We start from the raw sequence: 20317 nt of genomic DNA, 5'->3' as shown, positions 1-20317 counted from the left end.
GTTTACCTCGGAGTGGTGCCGGCTGCTTTGGTGTGGCGCGACCATCCGCGTTATCATTCGGAGGCTAAGATGCACGAGGGCGCTCCACCGGGCGCCCGGTTCGGCATGTGATAGTGGCCATGTTCGACGCCGAAAGCGGGGCGCAGATCGAGGGCGCTTCAGTCGCGAAAGCGAGGCGGTAAACCGGCCCGCCCCTCAGCGCTGCGCCCGATATTCGACCCGTGCAGCCTCATGAATCGGCCACGGGTATACCTCGGCCCCCACCTCCATCTGACAGTGCCTTTCGACATGCGGCTTCTTCGTGCCGCCATCAGCCTCACCCCAAAGGACGGAAAGTCTCGTTCCCCGTTCGGCCAGAGCGCCGCGCACCATGGCGAGGGAGATCCACGCCCGCTCGTTGGCCGAATACACCGGGTAGGTCGACAAACCCACCAGTTCGTTGTCCAACAAGACCTGATCATAAGGATGCGCCGCATAGTGGCCAGCAGGCAGTTCCATCAGCTTGGGACCGGGAAACTCCTCCATCATGCCGGCAAAAATCTTGAGGACATCTTCCTTGCTCCAAACAAGCGTCACCTTGGTGCGATGCACTTCGCCTTCCATCTTCTCAAGCGCCTCGCGCCCGATGAAGTCGTGGTCGAACTTCACCACCCGCCCGTAGTCGAGATCCCATGGCGTGAGGTAGAAGTCCTCGACATTATCGGGCTGGAAACTTCCTCCGACCGAGCAGGTGGCTTCAAAACCGTTGGCCGGCAACCATTCGCGGTAGGGACGCATCTTTTCGCCCGAATAGATGGCCGGCAATGGAGATGGAATCCATCCAGATTCCATGGCCGCGCACGAATAGGACCGCGCGCCGGCACGAAGCAGGCCATACTTTTCCCCGACTTCGAGCAGGCGGTCATAAACCTTCGTTCCGTCTTCGTATGGCCCCCACAGTTCCAGACCTTTCGCGCCACCCATGCCGTGACTCAGTGTCCGCGCCTTGCAGCCCGCTATGGTGATTTCTCCCATGTTGAAAAACTTGGTGGTCAGCGGACCGCCCTCATTGACCTCGTTGAGGATGTCGAGCGCAAGTGGCCCCTGCACCTCGTAGCGGTAGAGCCTGCGGGGCTTGTCGGGGTTTTCGACTGACCGGATGTCCAGCTCGGTCTCGACATCAAAGTCGCCGATCTCGGCTTGAAACTTCATCCAGTGCGCGAGAGGCGGGCGCCCGACATAGAGGATTTCATCATCTTCGAGACCGAATATGATGCCGTCGCCTATGACGTAACCGTCATGGTTGACGCAGACCAACTGCTTGGCTTTATCGCGGCCGAAATTAGCGAAGCTGTTGACGCCGACATAGGACATGAACTTGATGGCATCTGGGCCCCGCACGTACAAATCGGTCATGTGATAGGATTGATTAAGCAGTACTGCGCCATGGCGCCATGCGCGCACCTCCTCCATCCAGTTTGTATATTGCGGCGCAATGGGAAACACGTACGGCCCCACCGGCGAATTCTGCAACATATGTGATGGATTGCCAATCCGATCGATTTTCTCTTGCAGGTTCTTGTCGGCCATTCCGCCCGTCCTCCCTGTTGGTCGTGTTCCTCCTCACTTAACATTGGGCGGCCGTCATCGCTTATGTAGTTATTGAATAATCTAAGCCATTTTGATTATACCAAGAACATGAACATGCAGGGCCGACTTAGCCTCAAGCAAGCCAGAGTGATCGAGGCGGTAGCAATAGCGCAAGGGTTCGATGAAGCTTCACGCGTCCTCAACATGAGTCAGCCCGTGGTCTCTCGGACGGTTGCATCGGCCGAGAACCTGCTTGGCGTAACGCTCTTTCAAAGGGGCTGGAGCGGTACCGAGCCGACCGTTTGGGGCGATACGATCCTGCCGCGATGTTCTGCCGCTCTCAAGCTCATTGCGAGGGCAGAAGCGGACATCGAGGCTATTAGCAATTCAAGGCCAAATCTGACGCACTTCCTGCGCTGGCATCATCTCGACGCCGTTTCGGCGGTGATACGTTTCGGGAGCGCATCGGCAGCCTCAGTCCATCTGGGAATGACCCAACCAGCCATCAGTCGGTCACTCTCGGCCATCTCGGATTATTGCCGGCAGCCGTTGTTCGAGCGACGGCGCAGCGGGTTGCAAGCGAGCCCTCAGGCGCGGAGGCTCGCCACACTTCGGGGCGAGTTATTGCAGGAGCTGTCCCTGAACACTATCAATTTGGAGCCCAGGCGCGGTCTGATCGGAAGGCTGGCGGTCGGCATGCTGCCATTCTCGGGGCAGGATCTGGTGGCACGGGCTTTTGGTTACCTTACCAACCGCTACCCGCATCTGCGCCTGATCGCGGTGCCGGGAAGCTACAACATGCTGACTGAGGCCCTTCGGCGGGGCGAGCTCGATTGTATGATCGGGATACTGCGCTCTCCCACCCCCTTCCCCGAACTCGAGGAAATCTTCCTTTACAACGAGCGCTTCACGCTCGTTGCTCGGCAAGCTCACCCCTGCCACGCGCGCCTGCTGACAATTTCCGACCTGCAGAATGAAAAGTGGATCGTGGCGCCCCACGGTACACCGGTACGATCCTACTTCGGGAGGCTGTTCGAGTCCGTGGGCGCGGTCCCTCCCGCCCAGACGTGTGAAATCCTGTCGTTCAGCAACGCGGAGCAAGTCATCATCAACAGCAACTCGATCGGGCTCCTGAGCTACAGTGATCAGCATATCGCGAACCTTCCGCCAAGTCTCAAGAAGATCAATGTCGATCTGCCCGACTCCGAAATCCCGATCGGGCTCACGCTGAAGCGAACGGAAAGTTCAAGCGAGATCCTAGAAATATTTACGGGCATTTTGCGCGATTCTCTGTCCTCAGCCCCCGGGGAGAAAATATAGGCCGGTTCGGCCCCATTGATATAATCATTTTAGTTCAGAATTTTCGGATCAAGCATAAGCGGCACCCTTATCCACCGTGATACGGGATGCTCAGCCGATCCTGAAATACCCGCGCCGGCGTCAGCTTCTTGCGCCTCGTACCGATCTGGGTGGGAGGACGGAAGTATCACGACGTTTCGTGGGAGGAAGGGAGTCATGTCGCAATATATTCTGACCCTGAAGTGCAGGAACCGGGCGGGCATCGTCGCCGCCGTAGCCGGCCGCCTTGCAGAGAATGGCGGGGATATTTACGAGGCGCAGCAATTCGACGACCGGGAAACCGGAAACTTCTTCATGCGCGTCGCCTTTACGATGAACCAGGGCGTCGACGCCTTCCAGGCCGGTTTCTTGAACGAAGTGTCCAATTTCGGTCTGGAGTGGGCATTGCGGCCAAGTCGCCGCAAGCGCGCAGTTCTGATCCTTGTATCCAAATTCGATCACTGCATGGGCGATCTGCTTTACCGGACGCGCATTGGCGAATTGAACATGGAATGCGTCGGCATCGTCTCCAACCATCCCAGTTCTGCGCTCCGTGTCACCATGCATATGGCGATTCCATATCATCACCTCGCAATCACCAAAGAAACGAAGTTTGAGCAGGAAAGTCAGGTCAAAGCAGTGATCGAGGAAACCGGGGCCGAACTGATCGTTCTGGCCCGGTACATGCAAATTCTGTCCGATGAGTTTTCGGCCTATCTTTCAGGCCGCTGCATCAACATCCACCATTCGTTCCTGCCCGGTTTCAAGGGTGCGAAGCCCTATCACCAAGCTCACGAACGCGGGGTCAAGACCATCGGCGCGACGGCACATTACGTCACCGCAGACCTCGACGAGGGACCGATCATCGCGCAGGACGTCGAACACGTCACCCACGCCGATAGGCCGACGATCTCGTCCGAAAGAGACGGGATATCGAACGTCGCGTTCTCGCGCGCGCCGTGGCGCTGCACCTTGAAGATCGCGTCCTGATCAACGGGCGCAAGACGGTGGTGTTCTCATGACATTATTCTCTCTGTCCAACGCTGCCACACCGACTGTCGACCGGGACGCGGGATCGACCAGGCTCGCAGCCTCCATTGAGATGTCGCCCCGACAAGCCGTGGAGTTCGCCGACCTGCCGGGCCTGTTCCCGCCAGGTGTCCGGGTCTATGTCACCGATATTGGCAAGAACGAGCGTTTTACGCAGGTCATGGCGACCAGAAGGGTGCGCGATCTGGGCTATAAGCCTGTCCCGCACATCGCCGTCCGCCGCATTTTCGATCCCGTGGCCTTCGAGAACCACGTCAGGACAATGGCCGAGGAGGCCGGTGTGCGCGACGTTCTCATTGTAGGCGGGGGAGTTGACAAGCCCGCCGGGCCGTTTGCCGGGTCGATAGATTTGCTCGAAACGGGAATGTTCGACAAATACGGCATCAGCGACATCGCCATTGCAGGCCATCCAGAGGGCAGCCCGGATTTCTCCGAGGCAGAAGCCATCGATATACTCAAACTCAAGCGGGATTTTGGCGAGCGCACCGGCGCGCGAATGCGTATCGTGACACAGTTTGGCTTCGATGGGAGAAAGTTCGCCGAATGGGCGGGTGGCCTGTCGGCGCATGGCATCGATTTGCCCGTCCATATCGGGGTCGCTGGTCCGGCCAAACTGACGACAATGGTCAAGTATGCTGCAATATGCGGCGTGGGGAACTCTGTATCCTTCCTCAAAAAGCGCAGCGGCTCCCTTGCTACGCTTATGGGTGGCTTCTCGCCCGACGAGGTGGTAGAGCCTATTGAGGCCTATGCGCGCTCCAATCCCGCTTCGGCGATCCAGCAGCTTCATGTCTTTCCATTCGGCGGGATAAAGGGCACGGCGGCATGGCTGATCGAGCGGGGTACGTGGGATGACAAGCGTGGGGGCGGTGCGTGATGCGCACCACCCTCCTTAGTCGCGATTAGGCAGCCGCCTGCTCGACCAATTTAGAGAGCAGTTCAGGTGCATCAACCATAATGTCGTGTCCAGACTGATCCTCCGGCACCCCATAGGTATTCCAGGTCGGATCGGCCTTGGTGTCTTCGTAGTTCTTGGCGAACGCAGGCTGCGGAAAGCCGAGAGCCCGTACAAACAACTTCTTACCTATCCGCTCGCGCGCGCCGGTAAGTTGGATCTTTGTGAAAACAGCATTCATTGGCTGAGGAGTCATCTTGGCGTTGACCCAATCGATATTCGCTTGCGTTTTTACCCTGAAGGCTTCCGCCGGAATTGGAGGCCTCGCTATGAGGCCTGCTGCACGCAACTCGTCAAGCTTCGCTTGTTGCTGGGGTATGTTGGTGTCATAGGCGCTTGTCCCATCCACCGGAAGAAATGCGTCTACCATGACCAGCGAGGATACCTGCTTTTCAACGTTCTCAAGGGCGCCCGAACAGACCCAACCGGCATAAGAATGGGCAACGAGGGTGACGTCGTTGAGGTCCTCCCACCAGAACAGGTTGGTGATATCCTGGATGTGCGTATCCATGTCGACGTCCGCACTGAGCATATGCGAATACTCCGCAAGGCCCGTCATTGTCGGCGTGTACACGCGGTGTCCCTTCGCCTCGAGGATGTCGCGAACGTATTTCCAGCACCAGCCCCCATGCCAGGCACCATGCACCAGAACGAACGTCTTCCGGCTTGTCTGGGCGACGGCAGGAGCTGCCAGGCCGGACGTCAGGGTGGCCGCCGCAATCGTCGAGGCCCCGGTCAAAACCAAGCGCCGCGACAGTCTTGGGACCGCTTTCAATGAAGCTCCGCTACCTGCGCGGCCTTTGGCGTAGGACTTGCGATTGATAGACATGTAACTCTCCTCCCTCGAACTGTCATGCGCCTTTCTTCACAGAAGACCTGCTTTCGATATCTGGTCGGTTTGCTAGGCCTGTCCGGTCGGCCCCGGCGCCCGGTCAACCACTGCGATCTCCGCTCGCGCCAGCATTTCCATCAGCCGAACCTTCTCGCAGGTGGCGGCAGGGTTATCGAACAGATTGCTTAGCTCCTCCGGGTCCGCCTCGAGGTCGTAGAGCTCCCCAAAATCGGATCCGTGATAGAGCGAAAGCCGCCAACGGCCGTCATGGAGGGTATGGACTCTCGGCTGTGGTCCGAAAGCGGGGTCGGTCTTCTGGTGGTCATATTGAATAAGTGCGGCCCGGCGTCCCTCCCCGCCCGCAACTGGCAGCTTGATGCCTTGCATGCCGACCGGTGCCTCAACCATGGCGCGCTCGAGTATCGTCGTGCCGATGTCGAGTGTCTGGCCAATGGCACCGGTTTGCTCGCCCGCCTTCCCCTCCGGATCCGACCAGATAAATGGAACCCTGGTGATCTGTTCGTACTGCTCTGCACCTTTGAAAAGCAGCCTGTGGTCGCCCAGATGATCGCCATGGTCGGAGGTGAATATCTTCACCGTATCGTCCGCCCTGCCCGTCCGGTCGAGACTGGAGACAACCGTGCCCAGAGCGTCGTCAATCATTGCGATCAAGCCGCAAGTCAATGCGCGGGCCTCCAACGCCTCGCGCGCCGAGCATGCGACCGTACTCATGCCCGCAAGGTTTGCCCGCCCTTCCTCGCGCTCCCGGATCGCCGCCGCCACGTGGAAGGGCGGCGTCCAATCATTGGCGGCAAAGGCCGCGGGTAACGCCATTTCCTCGGGCTTGTACATGTCCCAGTATTTACCCGGCGGATTGAACGGATGGTGCGGGTCTGGCCAGGACACCATCAGAAAGAAGGGCTTGTCGCTGTCCTTGCGATCTTCGATCCATTTTGCCGCCCGCTCGGCGATGTAAGTGGTCGAGTAGTGCTCCGGCGCCACCGCCGTGCGCACGGCCTGCGGGCAGGAATAGTCGTGCGGCAGCTGGTTCTTGACGCCGATCTTCGATGCCGCATCCGCATCGCGCTCCGCCAGCCACTGCACATAGTCGCCGCCTGCCGCATCCCCGTGACCGGTCACCAACTCCACATGGTCGAAACCATAGAATGGCGTTGGAACCTTTGGCTGTGGTCCATCCCAAAAGTCAGGCTCTTCCACACGAAAGAACGGGTCCTGATACTCAGTGCGCACCGACTGATCGAGCGGCCTGTCGGCCCGGAAATGATCCGGCCGTGTCACCGGTGGCTCGATCATCGATGGCCTGCCGCTGAAGTTCTGCAAATGGCTCTTGCCGATCAGCACGGTCTCGTATCCGGCAGCCTTGAGCACCTCGACGAAGGTTACATTGCGCCGTTCCAGAGGAATGCCGTTGGCCCTTACGCCATGGCTTGAAGGCATGCGGCAGGTCATAAGGCTAGCCCTGTTTGGCATGCAGACCGGGCTCGTCACATAGAACTTATCGAACCTGATACCGGTGTCCGCCAGCCTGTCGATATTCGGGGTTTTGAGCACCGGGTGGCCATAACATCCCAGAAAATCAGCCCGGTGCTGATCGGTAATGAAAAGGATGAAATTCGGACGCTTAAGCATTGACCACCTTTGTACGGCTGAGAACAAGGCGCGCGGCAACGAGCGCAATGCCGGTTGCGATGCCGGCCGAGTCGATGAGATGACCGCCGGGAATGGCAGATCCTGGTACAAAGCAACCGGCACCCGCCAGAATGAATGCCAAGCGCCATACGGCGCTCAGCGTTCCGCCAAAGAAGCCGATCCAGCCTGCCGAAACGAGCCACACGCCGGCAACAGAGAGTACGAAAATCCTGGCGATCTCCAGTGGCGTACCTTGCCAGAGCATCTCGGGCGACAAGGCGAAGATGAAAGGCACCACATAGGCCGGCCACCCGAAGACCACCGCAGCAAATCCGGTTTTGACGAAATCCGCCTTTGCTATCGTTGCACCGGCAAATGCCGCGGCGGCAACGGGAGGAGTAATCATCGACAGGATGCCGAAATAGAACGCGAACATATGCGCTGCGATGGGGGGTACGCCTGCTTCCACCATCGAAGGCGCAACAAGTGTCGCGAGCAGCAGATACACACCCACCGTGGGCATACCCATGCCCAATACGATCGAGATGGCACCGGAAAGCAGCAGAATGACCGTGAGGTTACCCCCGGAGAGCTCGATGATCGCCTGGGTCAACGCAAAGCCGAGACCAGTGATATTGAGCACGCCGATCACCACGCCCGCCATGGCTGAGACCATGAGCAACTGGGTGACGGCAACGCCGGTATCGCCAACCGCCTCGACAAGCCGTGTCCAGGGCATACGCACGCCGCGATAGCCGAATACCAGCGCAATCGGTATGATCAAACCTATCGCATACATTGCAGCGGTCTGCGGCTGCAGGTTCAAGGTGAACAGTCCGGCAATGATCACCACGAAGGGCGAAATATAGAGCCAGCCCTTTGAGAGCACCTCGAGCGCATTGTATTTCATCTCGTCAACCGAACGTATGTCTTCCTTGGCCGCGTATAGGTCCGCCTGGATAAACAGCGACACGTAGTAAAGGATCGCCGGGATGAGAGCCGCGAGAATGATATCCGTGTACGGCACCTGCAGGAATTCGGCCATCAGGAAGGCAGCCGCGCCCATCATCGGTGGCATGAGTTGGCCACCCGTAGAGGCCACAGCCTCGATAGCCGCTGCCCGCTCCGGCGGATAGCCGCTCCTTTTCATCATTGGAATGGTAATCACGCCGGTCGAGACGACATTGGCTACCGCGCTGCCCGAGATCGAGCCGAACAGAGATGACGCGACAATAGCGATCTTGGCGGACCCACCGCGATATTTGCCCATCAGCGCCGCCGAAATCTCGGTGAAGAAGTTAGCGCCGCCCGATGCGTTGAGCAGGTTGCCAAAGAAGATGAAGGGCACGACGATCGATACCACTACGCCGATCGGCAATCCGATAATCCCGTTTGAGTCCATGCCGAGATAGATCAGCAGCCGGTCCATGGCGACCTGGCGCCCCTGAAAGTGCCCAGGGACAAGGTGCCCAACGAGGCCGAAGACCAGGAAGAGCAGAACGAAGCCAAAGAGCATAGTTCCCGCGGTGCGCCGCAAGCATTCGGCGACCGAAACCACGATGATGGTGGCAGCAGCCACGGAGCTAAACGGCTTGTCAAACAGGGTCGCGACAATGCCGACATAATTCACCGCCACATAGGTGCAGGCGCCGAACGCCAGTATCGCCGCCACGATGTCATACCAGGGCAAACGCGTCTTCGCCGTGTGCTGCTTGAATGGCTGCAGGATGAAGACTGTCGCAAGCCCCAGACCAAGGATGACGGCCAGCAACTGCTCGTTGATCAACACGAGCCCAAAGGCGCGATAAAGATCGAGTGCATTCGCCAGCGAGAGCAGCACCAGAGCCGAGCCGATGATCTTGCCGGCCAGAACAATTTTTGGGTTGTCTTGCTCGATATGTTCTGTGCTGTCCGCCGTTGAAGCTTCGAGCCTGGACATGTCATTCCTCCCTGGAATGCATTCTTGCAGCGCCGTGCTTCCCAACAGGGCGGACAAAGGACGCTGAAACTTTTGAATCTGCGCATCGTGCTTTCCGAAAACAGATGCCAGTTTTCGGGCCGATGCGCGAAGTTTTCTTATCCGGCAGACGCCGAACGTTTCACAGGTCGGCTTCGGTGTAGAATTGTTCTGCGCCGGGGTGGAAAGGAACCCCGACATCGGTGTGCATCGCACCCGGATCGAACCCGTTGAATGCCCCGTTCGCGGCCACCAGAGCTTTTTTGTTGGCGTGAAGCGCCTTGACCAGATTGTAGACCACCTCCTCCGGCACATCTGCGCCGGCGAGAATGACGAAAGGCGTGGTGTACGCACCCTGCGGCTCAGTTATGCCGGGAAAATTCGGGCCAGGTTTGACCTCGGCAACCCATGCTCCCGGCGATATGTCCTCGATCTTGGCGTTTGCCTCCTCCGACTTTTCTACCGGCAGGATGCGAATGCCACCCAAAGCCGCATCCGCCTGCTTGGTACGTCCGGATGACAAGGAGAAGAACGTGGCATCCACATTGCCCGCCTCCAGGTCCTCGACGCCACGCACACCGTCCGGCACAGGCACCCTTTGTACGTCGTCATAACTCATGCCGACGGTGTTCAGCGTAGCCTCGGCGTTGATCTGAACTGCCACCTGCGTGAGAAAATCGGACGCAACCCGCTTGCCCTGAAGGTCCTGCAAGGTGTGGATGTCACTGTCCTTGGGCACGATGAAGCCGCTGTAAAGATCGAACAATACCGCGACCATCCGGATGTTTTCGTTTGGGCTGCTGAACTCACCCTGGCCTGTGTATGCAAAGGCGGCGGCAACACCATTGGCAATGGAGAACTCCAGTTCTCCATTGTTCACCAGCGGAACGACCACGTTCGGCCCGCCCTGCGGCACAACGCGCATCCGAATGCCGCCCTCCTCGATGGCAACCTTGGACACCGCCGCGCCTGTCGCATAGGCCAGAGAGCCTTGCGGGTTTGTCCCGATCGAGATCGTCTGTGCGGAAGCGGCACCAGACAGCCCCACTGTGATGGCCGCCACAGCCAGAAAACGAGAAATCATCTTCTCCTCCCTTTGATGATTTAAACGAGAAACTGACAGGAGAATTCTTGATATGTAAATTGCTAAACTTGCGGCAAAACATAGCAAAATTGCTATATTTTGCCGACGTCGCTCCGCCCGAACGGGGCCGGACTGGCTGACGGGCACTAGCCTATGCCTTTGCCGCCACACGGATATCGTTGATCAACGTCTCGCATGCCGCGCTTCGCGGAATAGCGGGATCGGTACTGATTCCTATTGGCCCCTGAAGCTCAGGGGCAAAAATATTCAGGCGCCGCAGGTCTCCGCGTTCGAGATCCGATCTGATGACACCCACCGGCACGATCCAGACAAAACCGTTTTCGACCACAAGAGCACGCGCGAGTTCGATAAGATTGGTTTCAACGACATCACCAAACCCGGTAATCCCATGTTCAAGTAGAAAACGGTCGATTTCATTCCGGATGATCGTATCCGCCTGATGCAAGACCACGCTGTGGTCACCCAGGTCAGCCAGTTCGACATGTTCCAGTTCAAAAAGCGCGTGGCCAGGGGCGGCAACAAAGGCGATTTCCTCGGAATACAAGTGCTCGAACGCCAGCCCCCTCATGGCTTCTGCCGCAGCGAGGCGGCCGTACACGAAATGCACATCTCCACGCCGTAGTTTCGAGAGCAGTTCCGCGTTGGTCCCACTTGCAACGTGCACAGTGGTCTGGGGGAAACGCTGTTTAAAATCGCGCACCACACGGGCGAAAGTCGCTCCCGCAACAGTCGGCAGAGCTCCTGCCTTCACAATTTCGGTGGAGTTGGAGCGGTTGCCGGCCATCGCAACGCCCATATCAATCTGCGCCAAACCCGAAGTGACATGCCGCTGCAGAAGCTGCCCGGCCTCCGTTAGCTTGGAACCGCGTTGGCTGCGGTCGAACAGCGGCAACCCAACAACTCGCTCCAGTTCACCAATTGTTCTGGAGACTGCCGACTGCGTCAAATGCAATGTTTCGGCCGCTCGTACAACGCCCCCCTGCCGCGCAACTTCAAGGAAAACGCGCAGCTGTCTGATCCTGACACGGTTCTTCACAATCACCCTGCTTGCCCCACTTCCGGAGCGTGCATTCTATGGGTACGTCTCATGTCGGGCAAACTGCGATAAGCACAGACTGGGCAGCAGCTCGTATCGCTCCCTTCAGCTTGACAGTGGCTGGATACGGTGCGCCTGAAACGGTCGGGCAAGCGGACGATATCGACACTGTCGACAATGTCGGCCATAGTAAACGGATCGGCATGGAGGACGGCTCGCAGCTCGGCTTCGCCCGCCGCTTCGAAAATGCCGAAATTGCCGATATCGGTTTCCCCGTCCGCCTCGGTCAGGGCGCTACCGGTCAGGACCCTGGCCGCACTGTTGCCGCCCGATGCCACATAGGCTCGGTGCTGTGTTCTTGCTGCGCTTTCTTCTCCGCCTGGGAGCCCGGATTGTGCCGGCAGATCATCAGGAAATACACCGTCGTTCCTAGGCTCGATTCTCCAGCACCACCATGCCGGCACCGGTCAACGAAGCCGGCGCATAGTAATGCTTGTGTTTCAAATCGACCTTCGGATCCATGGCCGCGCGCATGACGAGCCACATGATCAACTCCGCACCTTCCGAGCCGAACTGCTCGACATAGTCCTCCCGCGACATGTCGCGGTATTTCTCGTAGTCGTTGGCGATACCTTCGAGCCAAGCCTCATCTGCTGCACGGTTGATGAAGCCCGCGCGGCTACCCTGCAATTGGTGGGACAGACCGCCAGTACCCATTATTACCACACGCTCGTCGCCCGGGAAGCACTCGATCGCCTCGCGCAGCACCTTGCCCATTTCCCAGCAGCGCAGCGGCGTCGGGATCGGGTACTGGATGGTGTTCACCCAGATCGGCACGACCTTGACCGGCCACTTGTCCGGGCGGCCGAAGAACAACTCTATCGGGACCTGTAGGCCATGGTCGACCTCGATCTCGCGGCAAACGAGCGGATCAAAGTGTCTCTCGACCAGCTTGTCAACGAAATGCCAAGAGAGGTCCGCTGCGCCCGCAAATTCGGGAATGGAACGCGGGCCCCACCCCTCGTCGACGGGCCTGTAGCTTTCGGCCACGCCGACGGCAAAGGTCGGAACCCGGTCGAGGAAGAAAGAATTGCCGTGGTCGTTGAAGACCACCACCGCGATGTCCGGCTTGGCTTGCTTCATCCACTCTTGGCCAGGAATATAGCCGTCAAAAAACGGCTTCCAGTCCGGCGTGTCCGCCATGCCCCTGTCGAGCGCGACGCCGATGGAGGGGACGTGGCTCGTGCCAACGCCGCCGATGATCTTGGCCATTTGTCAGACCTTTCCCAAACGCTGCGCCAAGAAGGCGTCGTGGTCCATGCCGGCCTGTGCCGCGCCAATACGAGACATGGGCGTCGGGTCGATGGCCGAGATTTTCAGGATGAAGAACAGATTGCCGCCGAGGCGCACCATTTCGTGCCAGTCGCGCGCCTTTACGGCGGCCTTTTCCTCGTCAGAAAGACCATAGCGGCCGAGATAGGCGTCCTCGTCGGCCTTGAAGGCTTCGCGGTTCTCCGCACGGCCAAGATCCATCGCCATCTTGTTCATGCGGTAGCCCCTGAGGTTAGCCTCGCGATCGAACAAGGGCGTCTCGGGCAGAGCCTGCTTGTCGACCTCCGACGTATCCGGCATCTTGTCCTCCTTTTGCCAGCCTGCCATCCACATGCCCATGGCCGCGGTCACCGCCTCAGGCTGTTCCAGCGGCGCGAAATGGCCGGCGTCTTCAATGATCACCAGACGCGCATCGGGCAGAAGCGCCAGCATTTCCTCGTGTTGCGCGACCGGGCTCCACTTGTCGTAACGCCCCACCGCCAGCAGCACGGGGCAGGTGATTGTACCCAGATAGGCCGCGGCGTCCGGCCGCCCGAGCAATGCCTCAATCTGGCGCTCGTGCTGTTCGGGATTAGCGCGCAGCACCATCTCCGTCAGCCCGCCCATCAGCACTTGGTCGCCATGGTGGGCCTCGTCCACCATGGGCGGGAGCCAGCGCACCGCCAGTGCCGACATGCCCTCACTGTGGGCGAGATCGACCATTTCCTGCCGCTTAATCTCCTCGCCCTTGCGGCGGGGATGAATGCCAGTATCGATCAGGGCGAGCTTCGCAACGCGTTCAGGCGACAATCTCACCATTTCGAGCGCGATGCGTGCACCCATGGAATGCCCCGCCACCCACAGCGCACCAGGATGCCTGAACAAAATGTCTTCGGCCATGCCCGTAATGGAAAGGCCGGCGCTGACGTCGGCAATGCTGACTGGCATGTCCTTGTCAAAAACTTCGGCTTGCTTGTGCCAAGCGAAGCTGTCGCACAAGAGGCCAGGAACCAAGACGAGCGTAGGCTGGCTCATTTGCTCTGCCTCCAAGCTAGTTTCAGGACTGATATGACCCTGGAATCTGTCAGCAATCCATCTCACGGACCGTGGCTATCTCTTGCAGAGCCGACAAAGCCACACGTGGATCGGCGGTGGCACGACCAATGGCAAGAGAGAAACAACATGTAAATTGCTAATTCCGCCCTTGTTAATAGCAATAATGCTATATTATGATCAGTTCAGCCGATTGACTACAGAAATGAAACCAGGCGTTCTGGCCGACCTTGCCAAAGTCCGCATGTTTGCGTGTCATACAGCGCATCCCGCAAAATATGGCGCCTGGCTGCCGGCCATGCGCATCACTCGAACTCCGCCATCGGGAACAGATCGGGTCTGTGTATTTATTAAGCCCATCATCTACGATTGTTCGCGCTGCTGGGGCTTATGCAGCGATTGACAGGCATTCATGATATGATCATAGACCCGGCGCGTTCCGCGTCACCGTTTCGGCAGGCATCCAGAATCTCGCGAGGCACGATCCCCTACCCCTCCAACGTACGCCAAGGCAGCTGAATGCGCACAACCAAGGTAATCCATGTCGTCTCCTGCCATGCGGAAGGTGAAGTCGGTGATGTGATCGTGGGTGGCGTCGCGCCCCCGCCGGGCGATTCGGTCTGGGAGCAGCGCAAATGGATCGCGGAGGACCAAACTCTTCGCAATTTCGTACTCAATGAACCGCGCGGTGGCGTTTTCCGCCACGTCAACCTCCTAGTTCCGCCCAAGCACCCAGAGGCACAGGCCGCCTGGATCATCATGGAGCCGGAAGATACACCGCCGATGTCCGGCTCAAATTCGATTTGCGTCTCAACGGTGCTGCTCGATACCGGCATCATACCCATGCAGGAACCGGTGACCGAAATGGTGCTGGAGGCGCCCGGTGGCCTGGTGCGCGTGCGAGCCGACTGTGCGGGCGGGAAAGCGGAACGTATTACGGTAGAGAACGTGCCCGCATTCGCCAGCAAGACCAGCGTTCCGCTTGAGGTCGAGGGCCTAGGTACGATCACGGTGGACACGGCCTACGGCGGCGACAGCTTCGTCGTGGTCGATGCGCCCTCCCTCGGGCTTGGGCTGCAAACCGACGAGGCGCGCGAGCTTGCCGTGCTTGGGGTACGCATTACCAATGCTGCCAATGAACAACTGGCATTCTTTCACCCCGATCGCCCCGACTGGCGGCACCATTCGTTCTGCCTCTTTGCCGGCGCGATCGAACGTGATGACAATGGCCTGAAGGCGAAATCGGTCGTGTCGATTCAGCCCGGCAAGCTCGACCGGTCCCCGACCGGGACGGCAGTGTCGGCGCGCATGGCGCTTCTCCATGCCAGAGGGGAAATGGCGGTCGGCGACCGTTTCACCGGCGTCTCCATCATCGGATCGGAGTTCCACGGCAAGATCCTTGGCACCGCGAAGGTCGGCGACCTTGCCGCCATCCGCCCGCAGATCAGCGGTCGTGCCTGGGTCACCGGCACACATCAACATATGCTGGACCCGAGTGACCCGTGGCCGGGCGGTTATCGCGTGGCCGATACCTGGCCAATGAAACGGAAGGGGGGCTGAATGCCCATCGAGTTGTTTCCTAGCTCTTCAGAGAAAAAAGGAACTTACCCGCAAGATCATGCGCACCTTCGCGACCATAATAGACTCGAAAACCTGCGAATATCACGGTGCAGTTCTCGGAAATCTCCCCGCATGTGTCGTAACCTTTGAGCCAATTAAGAGCTCCACAAAATCCGACCGGATCGGCAACACGATCCGACCCGTAGGTTATCGGACTACGCCACTTTCCCCGTGAGCGAGCGCTGGGGCGGGGCTTGACTAGCGCCCACAAGACCAGACAAGACGAATTCGATAAACTGAAGGACATGGGGCTTGCCCTGCGATGCAGAGTTCAGCTTGAGGTAATAGCCGCGATCCACCTGAAGCGGGTTTTCAAAGAGGCGGCATAGCCTCCCCGCCTCAAGTTCCGCTGCGACAAGATGATGCCAGCCGAGAATGACCCCCTCGCCTTTTACAGCAGCGTCCAGCAGCAGCGGATAATTGTTGCTGACCAGGGAAGGCAGGAAGGGCGGAATTGCGATACCCATCGCACGAAACCAGTCCTCCCAGGTGGCTGCTTGCCAGCCAATTGCGTTGGCGGTCCAATGTGTGCGGTGCAATTCAAGAAGATGTGCATACCCAAGGCTGTTCGGATCATCGAAAGGGCCATGCTTCTTCAAATATTCAGGACTGCACATCGGCTCGACCGTTTCCGGGAAGAGATAATAAAGCCTTTCGCCCACATCGCAGCGCTCATTGCCGCAGATCAAGGATACGTCAACTTCGTCGAAGTTCCGCAACGCATCGTCCTCGTCCGAAGCCAACAGCACGAACCTCACGTCTGGATTGTCAACTCGAAACCGGTCAACAAAGGGCTTCAGCCAGCAGGCGACGGCCGCGTTGGTGCCTGAGCAGGTAATCACTGCGACATCGGACGGCGCCAAGATCGCCTCAATGCCGTCGCAGATATTGTCGAGCCCCTGACTGACGGCTCTCAGCAGGCCTTCGCCCGCGGGCGTCAGTTCGAGACTGTTGTGCTTCCGTACGAACAGGCTGGCGCCAAGAGCCTTTTCAAGACCGCGGATCTGTTGGCTGATTGCCGCCTGCGTGACATTGAGTTCAGCACCCGCCATGGTAAAGCTCAGATGCTTCGCCGCCACTTCAAAAGTGGCGAACGATCCGAGTGATGGAAGATATCGACGTTTGGGCAGCATGGCTCAAGTTAAACATTCTTGCTGAATGCAACAAGCGCGTCCGAACCGGCGGTTGGTCAAATTAACGCGCCTATGCGCATCATTCCCTTCTTGCCCGCCATCCCTTCCAGTTGAGATACGCCGTCGCGCCCAATTTCGCCAATGGCGCAGGGGGGAGAAGTGACGGTTTCGCTTGTCCAGCAAAGAACTCGGTGATGACGGAACTTTTGCCGCTGGCGCACTCCGCCGCGGCGATGCCAGTCAGCGTCCCGCGGGTCGTTCCCAGGCCGTTCTGGCAACAGGCAGCGTAGACGCTGCTGTCGATCTCACCCGTCACGGATACGTCGTTCCGAGACAGGCACAACTGACCCGACCAGGCGTATTCCATTCTGACGTCACGGATTTGGGGGAAACGTTCATCGAATTTTCTGCGCATGATCTTCGCGGCGCGACGCATTTTGTACTCGGTGCTTTCCATGTCGGGGCGGAATTCGGCGCATGTCCGGATGGCAATTCGATTGCCGCCTTGACCCGTGTCGGTCCGACGGATCGTAGCTCCCATCGGGTCTGACGGAGTGATGCCCCATCTCGGTTGCCCGCCGAGGCGGCGCAGCGCGTCTTCACTCAGTTCCTCGGTCATACTGGCAAAGAGGAAAATGTGCATGAGGCGGCCGCGCGAAATGCCGAAACTCTCGATGTGGCCGTTGTTGGCAAGGATTATCTTGTCGGTCGAAACAGCTCCACCGGAAGTTTCGACACGCCAGCTTGCCCCCTGCCGGCAAAAGGCAGTAACCGGGCTCTCTTCATGGATAGCCACCTCACGGGACAGGCCCTGGGCCCAACCTCGAACGTAACCGGCAGGTTGGAGCATGACGGTCCCTGGCGTATAGAGTCCCGACAAATAGTATCGGCTGCCGGTCACCTCCAACATCGCCTGTTCGTCCAGCACCTCATAGCGCTCGCCCAGCCTCTGCAAATGAGCACCATAAGACTTATTCTGCGCCTGGCTGCTCTCCGTCGCGGCGCCGTTGATCTTGCCTGCCGGATCGAAATAATTGGCATCTATTCCATAATCCTGCACCGCCTCACGAGCGAACTCGATCGCCATCCGATTCAGGGAGATAAGGCTTCTATCCAGACCTTCATTCGCACCGGCATAATTTTGCGAAGCCAGGTTGTGCGGCAGGTCGATCATGAACCCGGAATTGCGCCCGGTGCCCCCCTCGCCGACGCGAGCAGCATCGAGGACGACAACCTTCGCCCCCGGGTTCAACTGAACGAGTCGCCGCGCCGCAGATAGTCCTGCAAAGCCCGCTCCGATTACCGTAAAGTCGGCCGTTACATTTCCTTGCAATGGTCGCGCCGCGGGCAGTGCGCCAAGAATTGCGCTCCAGGCAGCACGGCCGGCAAGTTTAGGCAGCCTCTTCGCCACGTATTCGCGCTGCATTATTGTTCTTTCGAGGGCAGTCGAAGTCTTTCCCGAAGGCTGTCGAGACCAGCCTCGAGGGCGGCAAGCGTCCCGTTATCCGCCAGTGCCCTGCTCAAGGCCTGGTTCAAACCACCCTCGGTGCCCAGTCCGGCGCGCAGTTGTGCAAGATCGGTTCCGGTCCCTTGCGTCAGCAACTTGCAATAGGCGCCGATCAGCCCTGCCAAATAGTTCGCGGCTTCGGCACGATCACCGGTGAAGGCCGACAGCCAATTTGCAGCGACCTCCATCTGATCAAGCAAGGGCAGCAGCACGCCCGTCGCCGCAAAATGCGCACTAAGCACGACTTCCGAGGCGCAAGCGTGGATGCTCACATGAGGGCCGAATACCTCGTTGAGACGAGCATTATCCGGAAACACGGCCAATGGCGTGCCGCCCAAGGGCATCGGTGGTAGCGGAATGGCAACGCAGATTTCGGTGACCGGCGCGCAAAGCCGCTCAAGCTCGGCGATTGGCACTCCAGCCATGACGGAAATGACCGTCTTGCCTTCGCCGAACGCCAGGTTTGACAGTTCCTTGCGGGCGGTGTCGGCCAGCAGGCAGAGCACCACGATATCGCTTTCGTCCACGACAGTCTGGTTCGCCGCCCGGCGGAGCCCGGGATACCTCGCCTGCAGTTCCGCCGAAACACGCTCGTTGCGGAAAGAGACGACGATGTCGTGCCCTGCCCCGGCGATGGTTTGAATCATCGCCGAAGCGATCTCTCCGGTTCCAAGGAAACCGATCCGCGCCATCACTCCACCTTGGAATCCGATGGATCGCCAAGGTCGATCCAGATGGTCTTGAGTTGGGTGTATTGGTCGTGAGCGTGGATCGAATTATCGCGCCCGCCAAAGCCGGACTGCTTGTAGCCACCGAAGGGCGTAGAGATATCACCTTCGCCAAAGCTGTTGACCGTCACCGTTCCGGCGCGAAGCGCGCGTGCCCCACGGATCGCACGACGCGCGTTGGCGGTAAAGATCGAGGCCGCCAGACCGTATTCCGTGTCATTGGCCACCGCGATGGCTTCGTCAAAGCTCGACACGGTGATGACCGACAGGATCGGGCCGAAGATCTCTTCACGGGCCAGCGTATCGTCGTTGCTGCCCACGTCGACGATCGTGGGCTCGACGAAGGCACCGTCGATATCCTTGCCACCCAGGATGATCTGGCTTTTTTTGGCCAGCCCAAGATAGCTGCAGACCTTGTCGAAATGCGACTTGGAAACCAGGGCGCCGACCCGCACGGAGGGATCCAGCGGCGAACCGACATTCCATTGCCGGGCGGCGGCTTTCACACGTTCCAGAAGATCGTCCTTAATGTCCTCGTGAACGATCAGGCGCGCGGCGGCAGAGCAGTTTTCGCCCATGTTCCAGAAGGCGCCGTTGACCACGTGCTCGGCCACGGAGTCGAGGTACTCCGCATCGTCCATCACGATGCAGGGATTCTTGCCCCCCATTTCCAGCACGACTTCCTTGAGATTGCTGTCCGCCGAATAGTGCAGGAACCGCCGCCCCGTTGCCGTCGAACCGGTGAAGGACACCATGTCCACATCCGGGTGCTTGCCCAGAGGCTCGCCCACGGCAGAGCCGCTGCCGGTCACGATGTTCAGCACGCCCGCTGGGACGCCCGCTTCATGGGCCAGTTCGGCAATCCGCAGGGCGGTCAGACTGGTTTCCCCCGCGGGCTTGATCACCAGCGAACAGCCCGCGGCCAGCGCAGGGCCGATCTTCCAGGCCATCATCAAAAGCGGGAAGTTCCACGGCAGGACAAGCCCGACGACGCCGACGGGTTCGCGCACGACCATCGCGATATGATTGTCCGAAGCGGGGGCCACCTGGTCATAGATCTTGTCGATCAGTTCCGCATGCCACTTGATGCAGTGGATCGTCTCGGGCACGTCCACGGTCTCGCAGTCGTAGATGGTCTTGCCGCTGTCCAGGCTTTCCATCACCGCCAATTCATGGCGGTTGCGGGTCATCAGCTTGCAAAGCCGGATCAGCACCTCCTTGCGCTCTGCGGGATGCAGTTTCGACCAACGGCCATCGTCAAACGCTTCGCGCGCCTTGGAAACGGCGAAATCCACGTCCTGCGCATCGCAGGCCGCCACATCCGCAAGCTTCACGCCGGTCGCCGGGTTCACCGTCTCGAAGGTCTTGCCGGATTTTGCCGGGCGGAAGCTGCCATCGATGAACGCGTTCACCGGCAGGGTCAGGTTGGCTGCGATAGCCTCGTATTCTTCGCGCGTCAGAAGCTCGCTCATG

15 protein-coding genes and 1 pseudogene are annotated in these 20317 nt (G+C 59.1%); 4 read left to right on the top strand and 12 right to left on the bottom strand.

Translation table 11 applies throughout. The features are described 5' to 3' along the window. Positions 1-195: 195 nt before the first annotated feature. Positions 196-1569 carry an aminomethyl transferase family protein gene (locus GPJ75_RS25025; protein WP_163272535.1) on the bottom strand — a complete coding sequence of 458 codons (1374 nt, stop codon included), beginning with the start codon at positions 1567-1569 and terminating at the stop codon, positions 196-198. Positions 1570-1683: 114 nt separating this feature from the next. Between GPJ75_RS25025 and GPJ75_RS25020 the strand changes: the two genes are divergently transcribed. The 3 genes and pseudogenes from GPJ75_RS25020 (at position 1684) to GPJ75_RS25010 (ending at position 4834) form a co-directional block, all read left to right on the top strand. After that, positions 1684-2889, top strand: a complete 1206-nt coding sequence (locus tag GPJ75_RS25020) for a LysR family transcriptional regulator (RefSeq protein WP_205602640.1) — start codon at positions 1684-1686, stop codon at positions 2887-2889. Between the two features lie 195 nt (positions 2890-3084). Beyond that, positions 3085-3929, top strand: a pseudogene (gene purU / locus GPJ75_RS25015) (formyltetrahydrofolate deformylase). A 98-nt stretch (positions 3930-4027) separates the two neighbouring features. Then, complete coding sequence (locus tag GPJ75_RS25010; RefSeq protein ID WP_343036394.1) at positions 4028-4834, top strand: methylenetetrahydrofolate reductase; 807 nt, start codon at positions 4028-4030, stop codon at positions 4832-4834. Between the two features lie 25 nt (positions 4835-4859). Here GPJ75_RS25010 and GPJ75_RS25005 read toward each other — a convergent pair whose 3' ends face one another. From GPJ75_RS25005 to GPJ75_RS27490, 7 genes are all read right to left on the bottom strand, one after another. Beyond that, a complete protein-coding gene (locus GPJ75_RS25005; protein ID WP_163272529.1) occupies positions 4860-5741 on the bottom strand; it encodes an alpha/beta fold hydrolase in 882 nt (293 codons plus the stop codon). A 72-nt stretch (positions 5742-5813) separates the two neighbouring features. Beyond that, complete coding sequence (locus GPJ75_RS25000; RefSeq protein WP_163272527.1) at positions 5814-7394, bottom strand: sulfatase family protein; 1581 nt, start codon at positions 7392-7394, stop codon at positions 5814-5816. Next, positions 7387-9552 (bottom strand): TRAP transporter permease, encoded by a 2166-nt coding sequence (locus tag GPJ75_RS24995; protein ID WP_205602639.1) that lies wholly within the window; start codon positions 9550-9552, stop codon positions 7387-7389. Before GPJ75_RS24995 ends, GPJ75_RS25000 begins: the two co-directional genes overlap by 8 nt. Continuing rightward, on the bottom strand, positions 9494-10435 hold the full coding sequence (locus tag GPJ75_RS24990) for a TAXI family TRAP transporter solute-binding subunit (RefSeq protein WP_163272523.1): 942 nt from the start codon (positions 10433-10435) through the stop codon (positions 9494-9496). The genes GPJ75_RS24995 and GPJ75_RS24990 overlap by 59 nt, the downstream gene beginning before the upstream one ends. A gap of 151 nt (positions 10436-10586) precedes the next feature. Beyond that, a complete protein-coding gene (locus tag GPJ75_RS24985) occupies positions 10587-11492 on the bottom strand; it encodes a LysR substrate-binding domain-containing protein (protein WP_163272521.1) in 906 nt (301 codons plus the stop codon). Positions 11493-11921: 429 nt separating this feature from the next. Next, complete coding sequence (locus GPJ75_RS24975; RefSeq protein WP_163272517.1) at positions 11922-12764, bottom strand: class III extradiol dioxygenase family protein; 843 nt, start codon at positions 12762-12764, stop codon at positions 11922-11924. Positions 12765-12767: 3 nt separating this feature from the next. Then, positions 12768-13838 carry an alpha/beta fold hydrolase gene (locus tag GPJ75_RS27490; protein ID WP_246249259.1) on the bottom strand — a complete coding sequence of 357 codons (1071 nt, stop codon included), beginning with the start codon at positions 13836-13838 and terminating at the stop codon, positions 12768-12770. Positions 13839-14375: 537 nt separating this feature from the next. On the opposite strand from GPJ75_RS27490, the gene GPJ75_RS24960 reads away from it, so the two are divergent. Continuing rightward, positions 14376-15416 carry a trans-3-hydroxy-L-proline dehydratase gene (locus GPJ75_RS24960; protein WP_163272515.1) on the top strand — a complete coding sequence of 347 codons (1041 nt, stop codon included), beginning with the start codon at positions 14376-14378 and terminating at the stop codon, positions 15414-15416. A gap of 215 nt (positions 15417-15631) precedes the next feature. On the opposite strand, the gene GPJ75_RS24955 is transcribed toward GPJ75_RS24960, so the two are convergent. The 4 genes from GPJ75_RS24955 to GPJ75_RS24940 all read right to left on the bottom strand — a co-directional run bounded on the left by GPJ75_RS24955 (position 15632) and on the right by GPJ75_RS24940 (position 20316). Then, positions 15632-16609 carry a LysR family transcriptional regulator gene (locus tag GPJ75_RS24955; protein WP_163272513.1) on the bottom strand — a complete coding sequence of 326 codons (978 nt, stop codon included), beginning with the start codon at positions 16607-16609 and terminating at the stop codon, positions 15632-15634. 79 nt (positions 16610-16688) lie between these two features. Beyond that, positions 16689-18035: an NAD(P)/FAD-dependent oxidoreductase gene (locus tag GPJ75_RS24950; RefSeq protein WP_163272510.1), complete on the bottom strand. Its 1347-nt coding sequence runs from the start codon at positions 18033-18035 to the stop codon at positions 16689-16691. Continuing rightward, positions 18035-18808 (bottom strand): NAD(P)-binding domain-containing protein, encoded by a 774-nt coding sequence (locus GPJ75_RS24945; RefSeq protein ID WP_163272509.1) that lies wholly within the window; start codon positions 18806-18808, stop codon positions 18035-18037. The genes GPJ75_RS24950 and GPJ75_RS24945 overlap by 1 nt, the downstream gene beginning before the upstream one ends. Then, positions 18808-20316, bottom strand: a complete 1509-nt coding sequence (locus tag GPJ75_RS24940) for an aldehyde dehydrogenase (protein ID WP_163272507.1) — start codon at positions 20314-20316, stop codon at positions 18808-18810. Before GPJ75_RS24940 ends, GPJ75_RS24945 begins: the two co-directional genes overlap by 1 nt. Position 20317 lies beyond the last annotated feature (1 nt).

This window comes from Chelativorans alearensis (assembly GCF_010993735.1).
Lineage (GTDB): Bacteria > Pseudomonadota > Alphaproteobacteria > Rhizobiales > Rhizobiaceae > Chelativorans > Chelativorans alearense.
Note: the sequence above shows the minus strand (reverse complement) of the source record. Positions and strands in the feature narration are given on the sequence as shown.

Excerpts from the sequence above, each read along its gene's own strand:
- GPJ75_RS24955 (WP_163272513.1), bottom strand. The coding sequence starts at position 16,609 with ATGCTGCCCAAACGTCGATATCTTCCATCACTCGGATCGTTCGCCACT.
- GPJ75_RS24990 (WP_163272523.1), bottom strand. The coding sequence starts at position 10,435 with ATGATTTCTCGTTTTCTGGCTGTGGCGGCCATCACAGTGGGGCTGTCT.
- GPJ75_RS25000 (WP_163272527.1), bottom strand. The coding sequence starts at position 7,394 with ATGCTTAAGCGTCCGAATTTCATCCTTTTCATTACCGATCAGCACCGG.
- GPJ75_RS25025 (WP_163272535.1), bottom strand. The coding sequence starts at position 1,569 with ATGGCCGACAAGAACCTGCAAGAGAAAATCGATCGGATTGGCAATCCA.
- GPJ75_RS24995 (WP_205602639.1), bottom strand. The coding sequence starts at position 9,552 with ATGTCGGGGTTCCTTTCCACCCCGGCGCAGAACAATTCTACACCGAAG.
- GPJ75_RS24940 (WP_163272507.1), bottom strand. The coding sequence starts at position 20,316 with ATGAGCGAGCTTCTGACGCGCGAAGAATACGAGGCTATCGCAGCCAAC.
- GPJ75_RS24945 (WP_163272509.1), bottom strand. The coding sequence starts at position 18,808 with ATGGCGCGGATCGGTTTCCTTGGAACCGGAGAGATCGCTTCGGCGATG.
- GPJ75_RS24975 (WP_163272517.1), bottom strand. The coding sequence starts at position 12,764 with ATGGCCAAGATCATCGGCGGCGTTGGCACGAGCCACGTCCCCTCCATC.
- GPJ75_RS27490 (WP_246249259.1), bottom strand. The coding sequence starts at position 13,838 with ATGAGCCAGCCTACGCTCGTCTTGGTTCCTGGCCTCTTGTGCGACAGC.
- GPJ75_RS25005 (WP_163272529.1), bottom strand. The coding sequence starts at position 5,741 with ATGTCTATCAATCGCAAGTCCTACGCCAAAGGCCGCGCAGGTAGCGGA.
- GPJ75_RS24950 (WP_163272510.1), bottom strand. The coding sequence starts at position 18,035 with ATGCAGCGCGAATACGTGGCGAAGAGGCTGCCTAAACTTGCCGGCCGT.
- GPJ75_RS24960 (WP_163272515.1), top strand. The coding sequence starts at position 14,376 with ATGCGCACAACCAAGGTAATCCATGTCGTCTCCTGCCATGCGGAAGGT.
- GPJ75_RS25020 (WP_205602640.1), top strand. The coding sequence starts at position 1,684 with ATGCAGGGCCGACTTAGCCTCAAGCAAGCCAGAGTGATCGAGGCGGTA.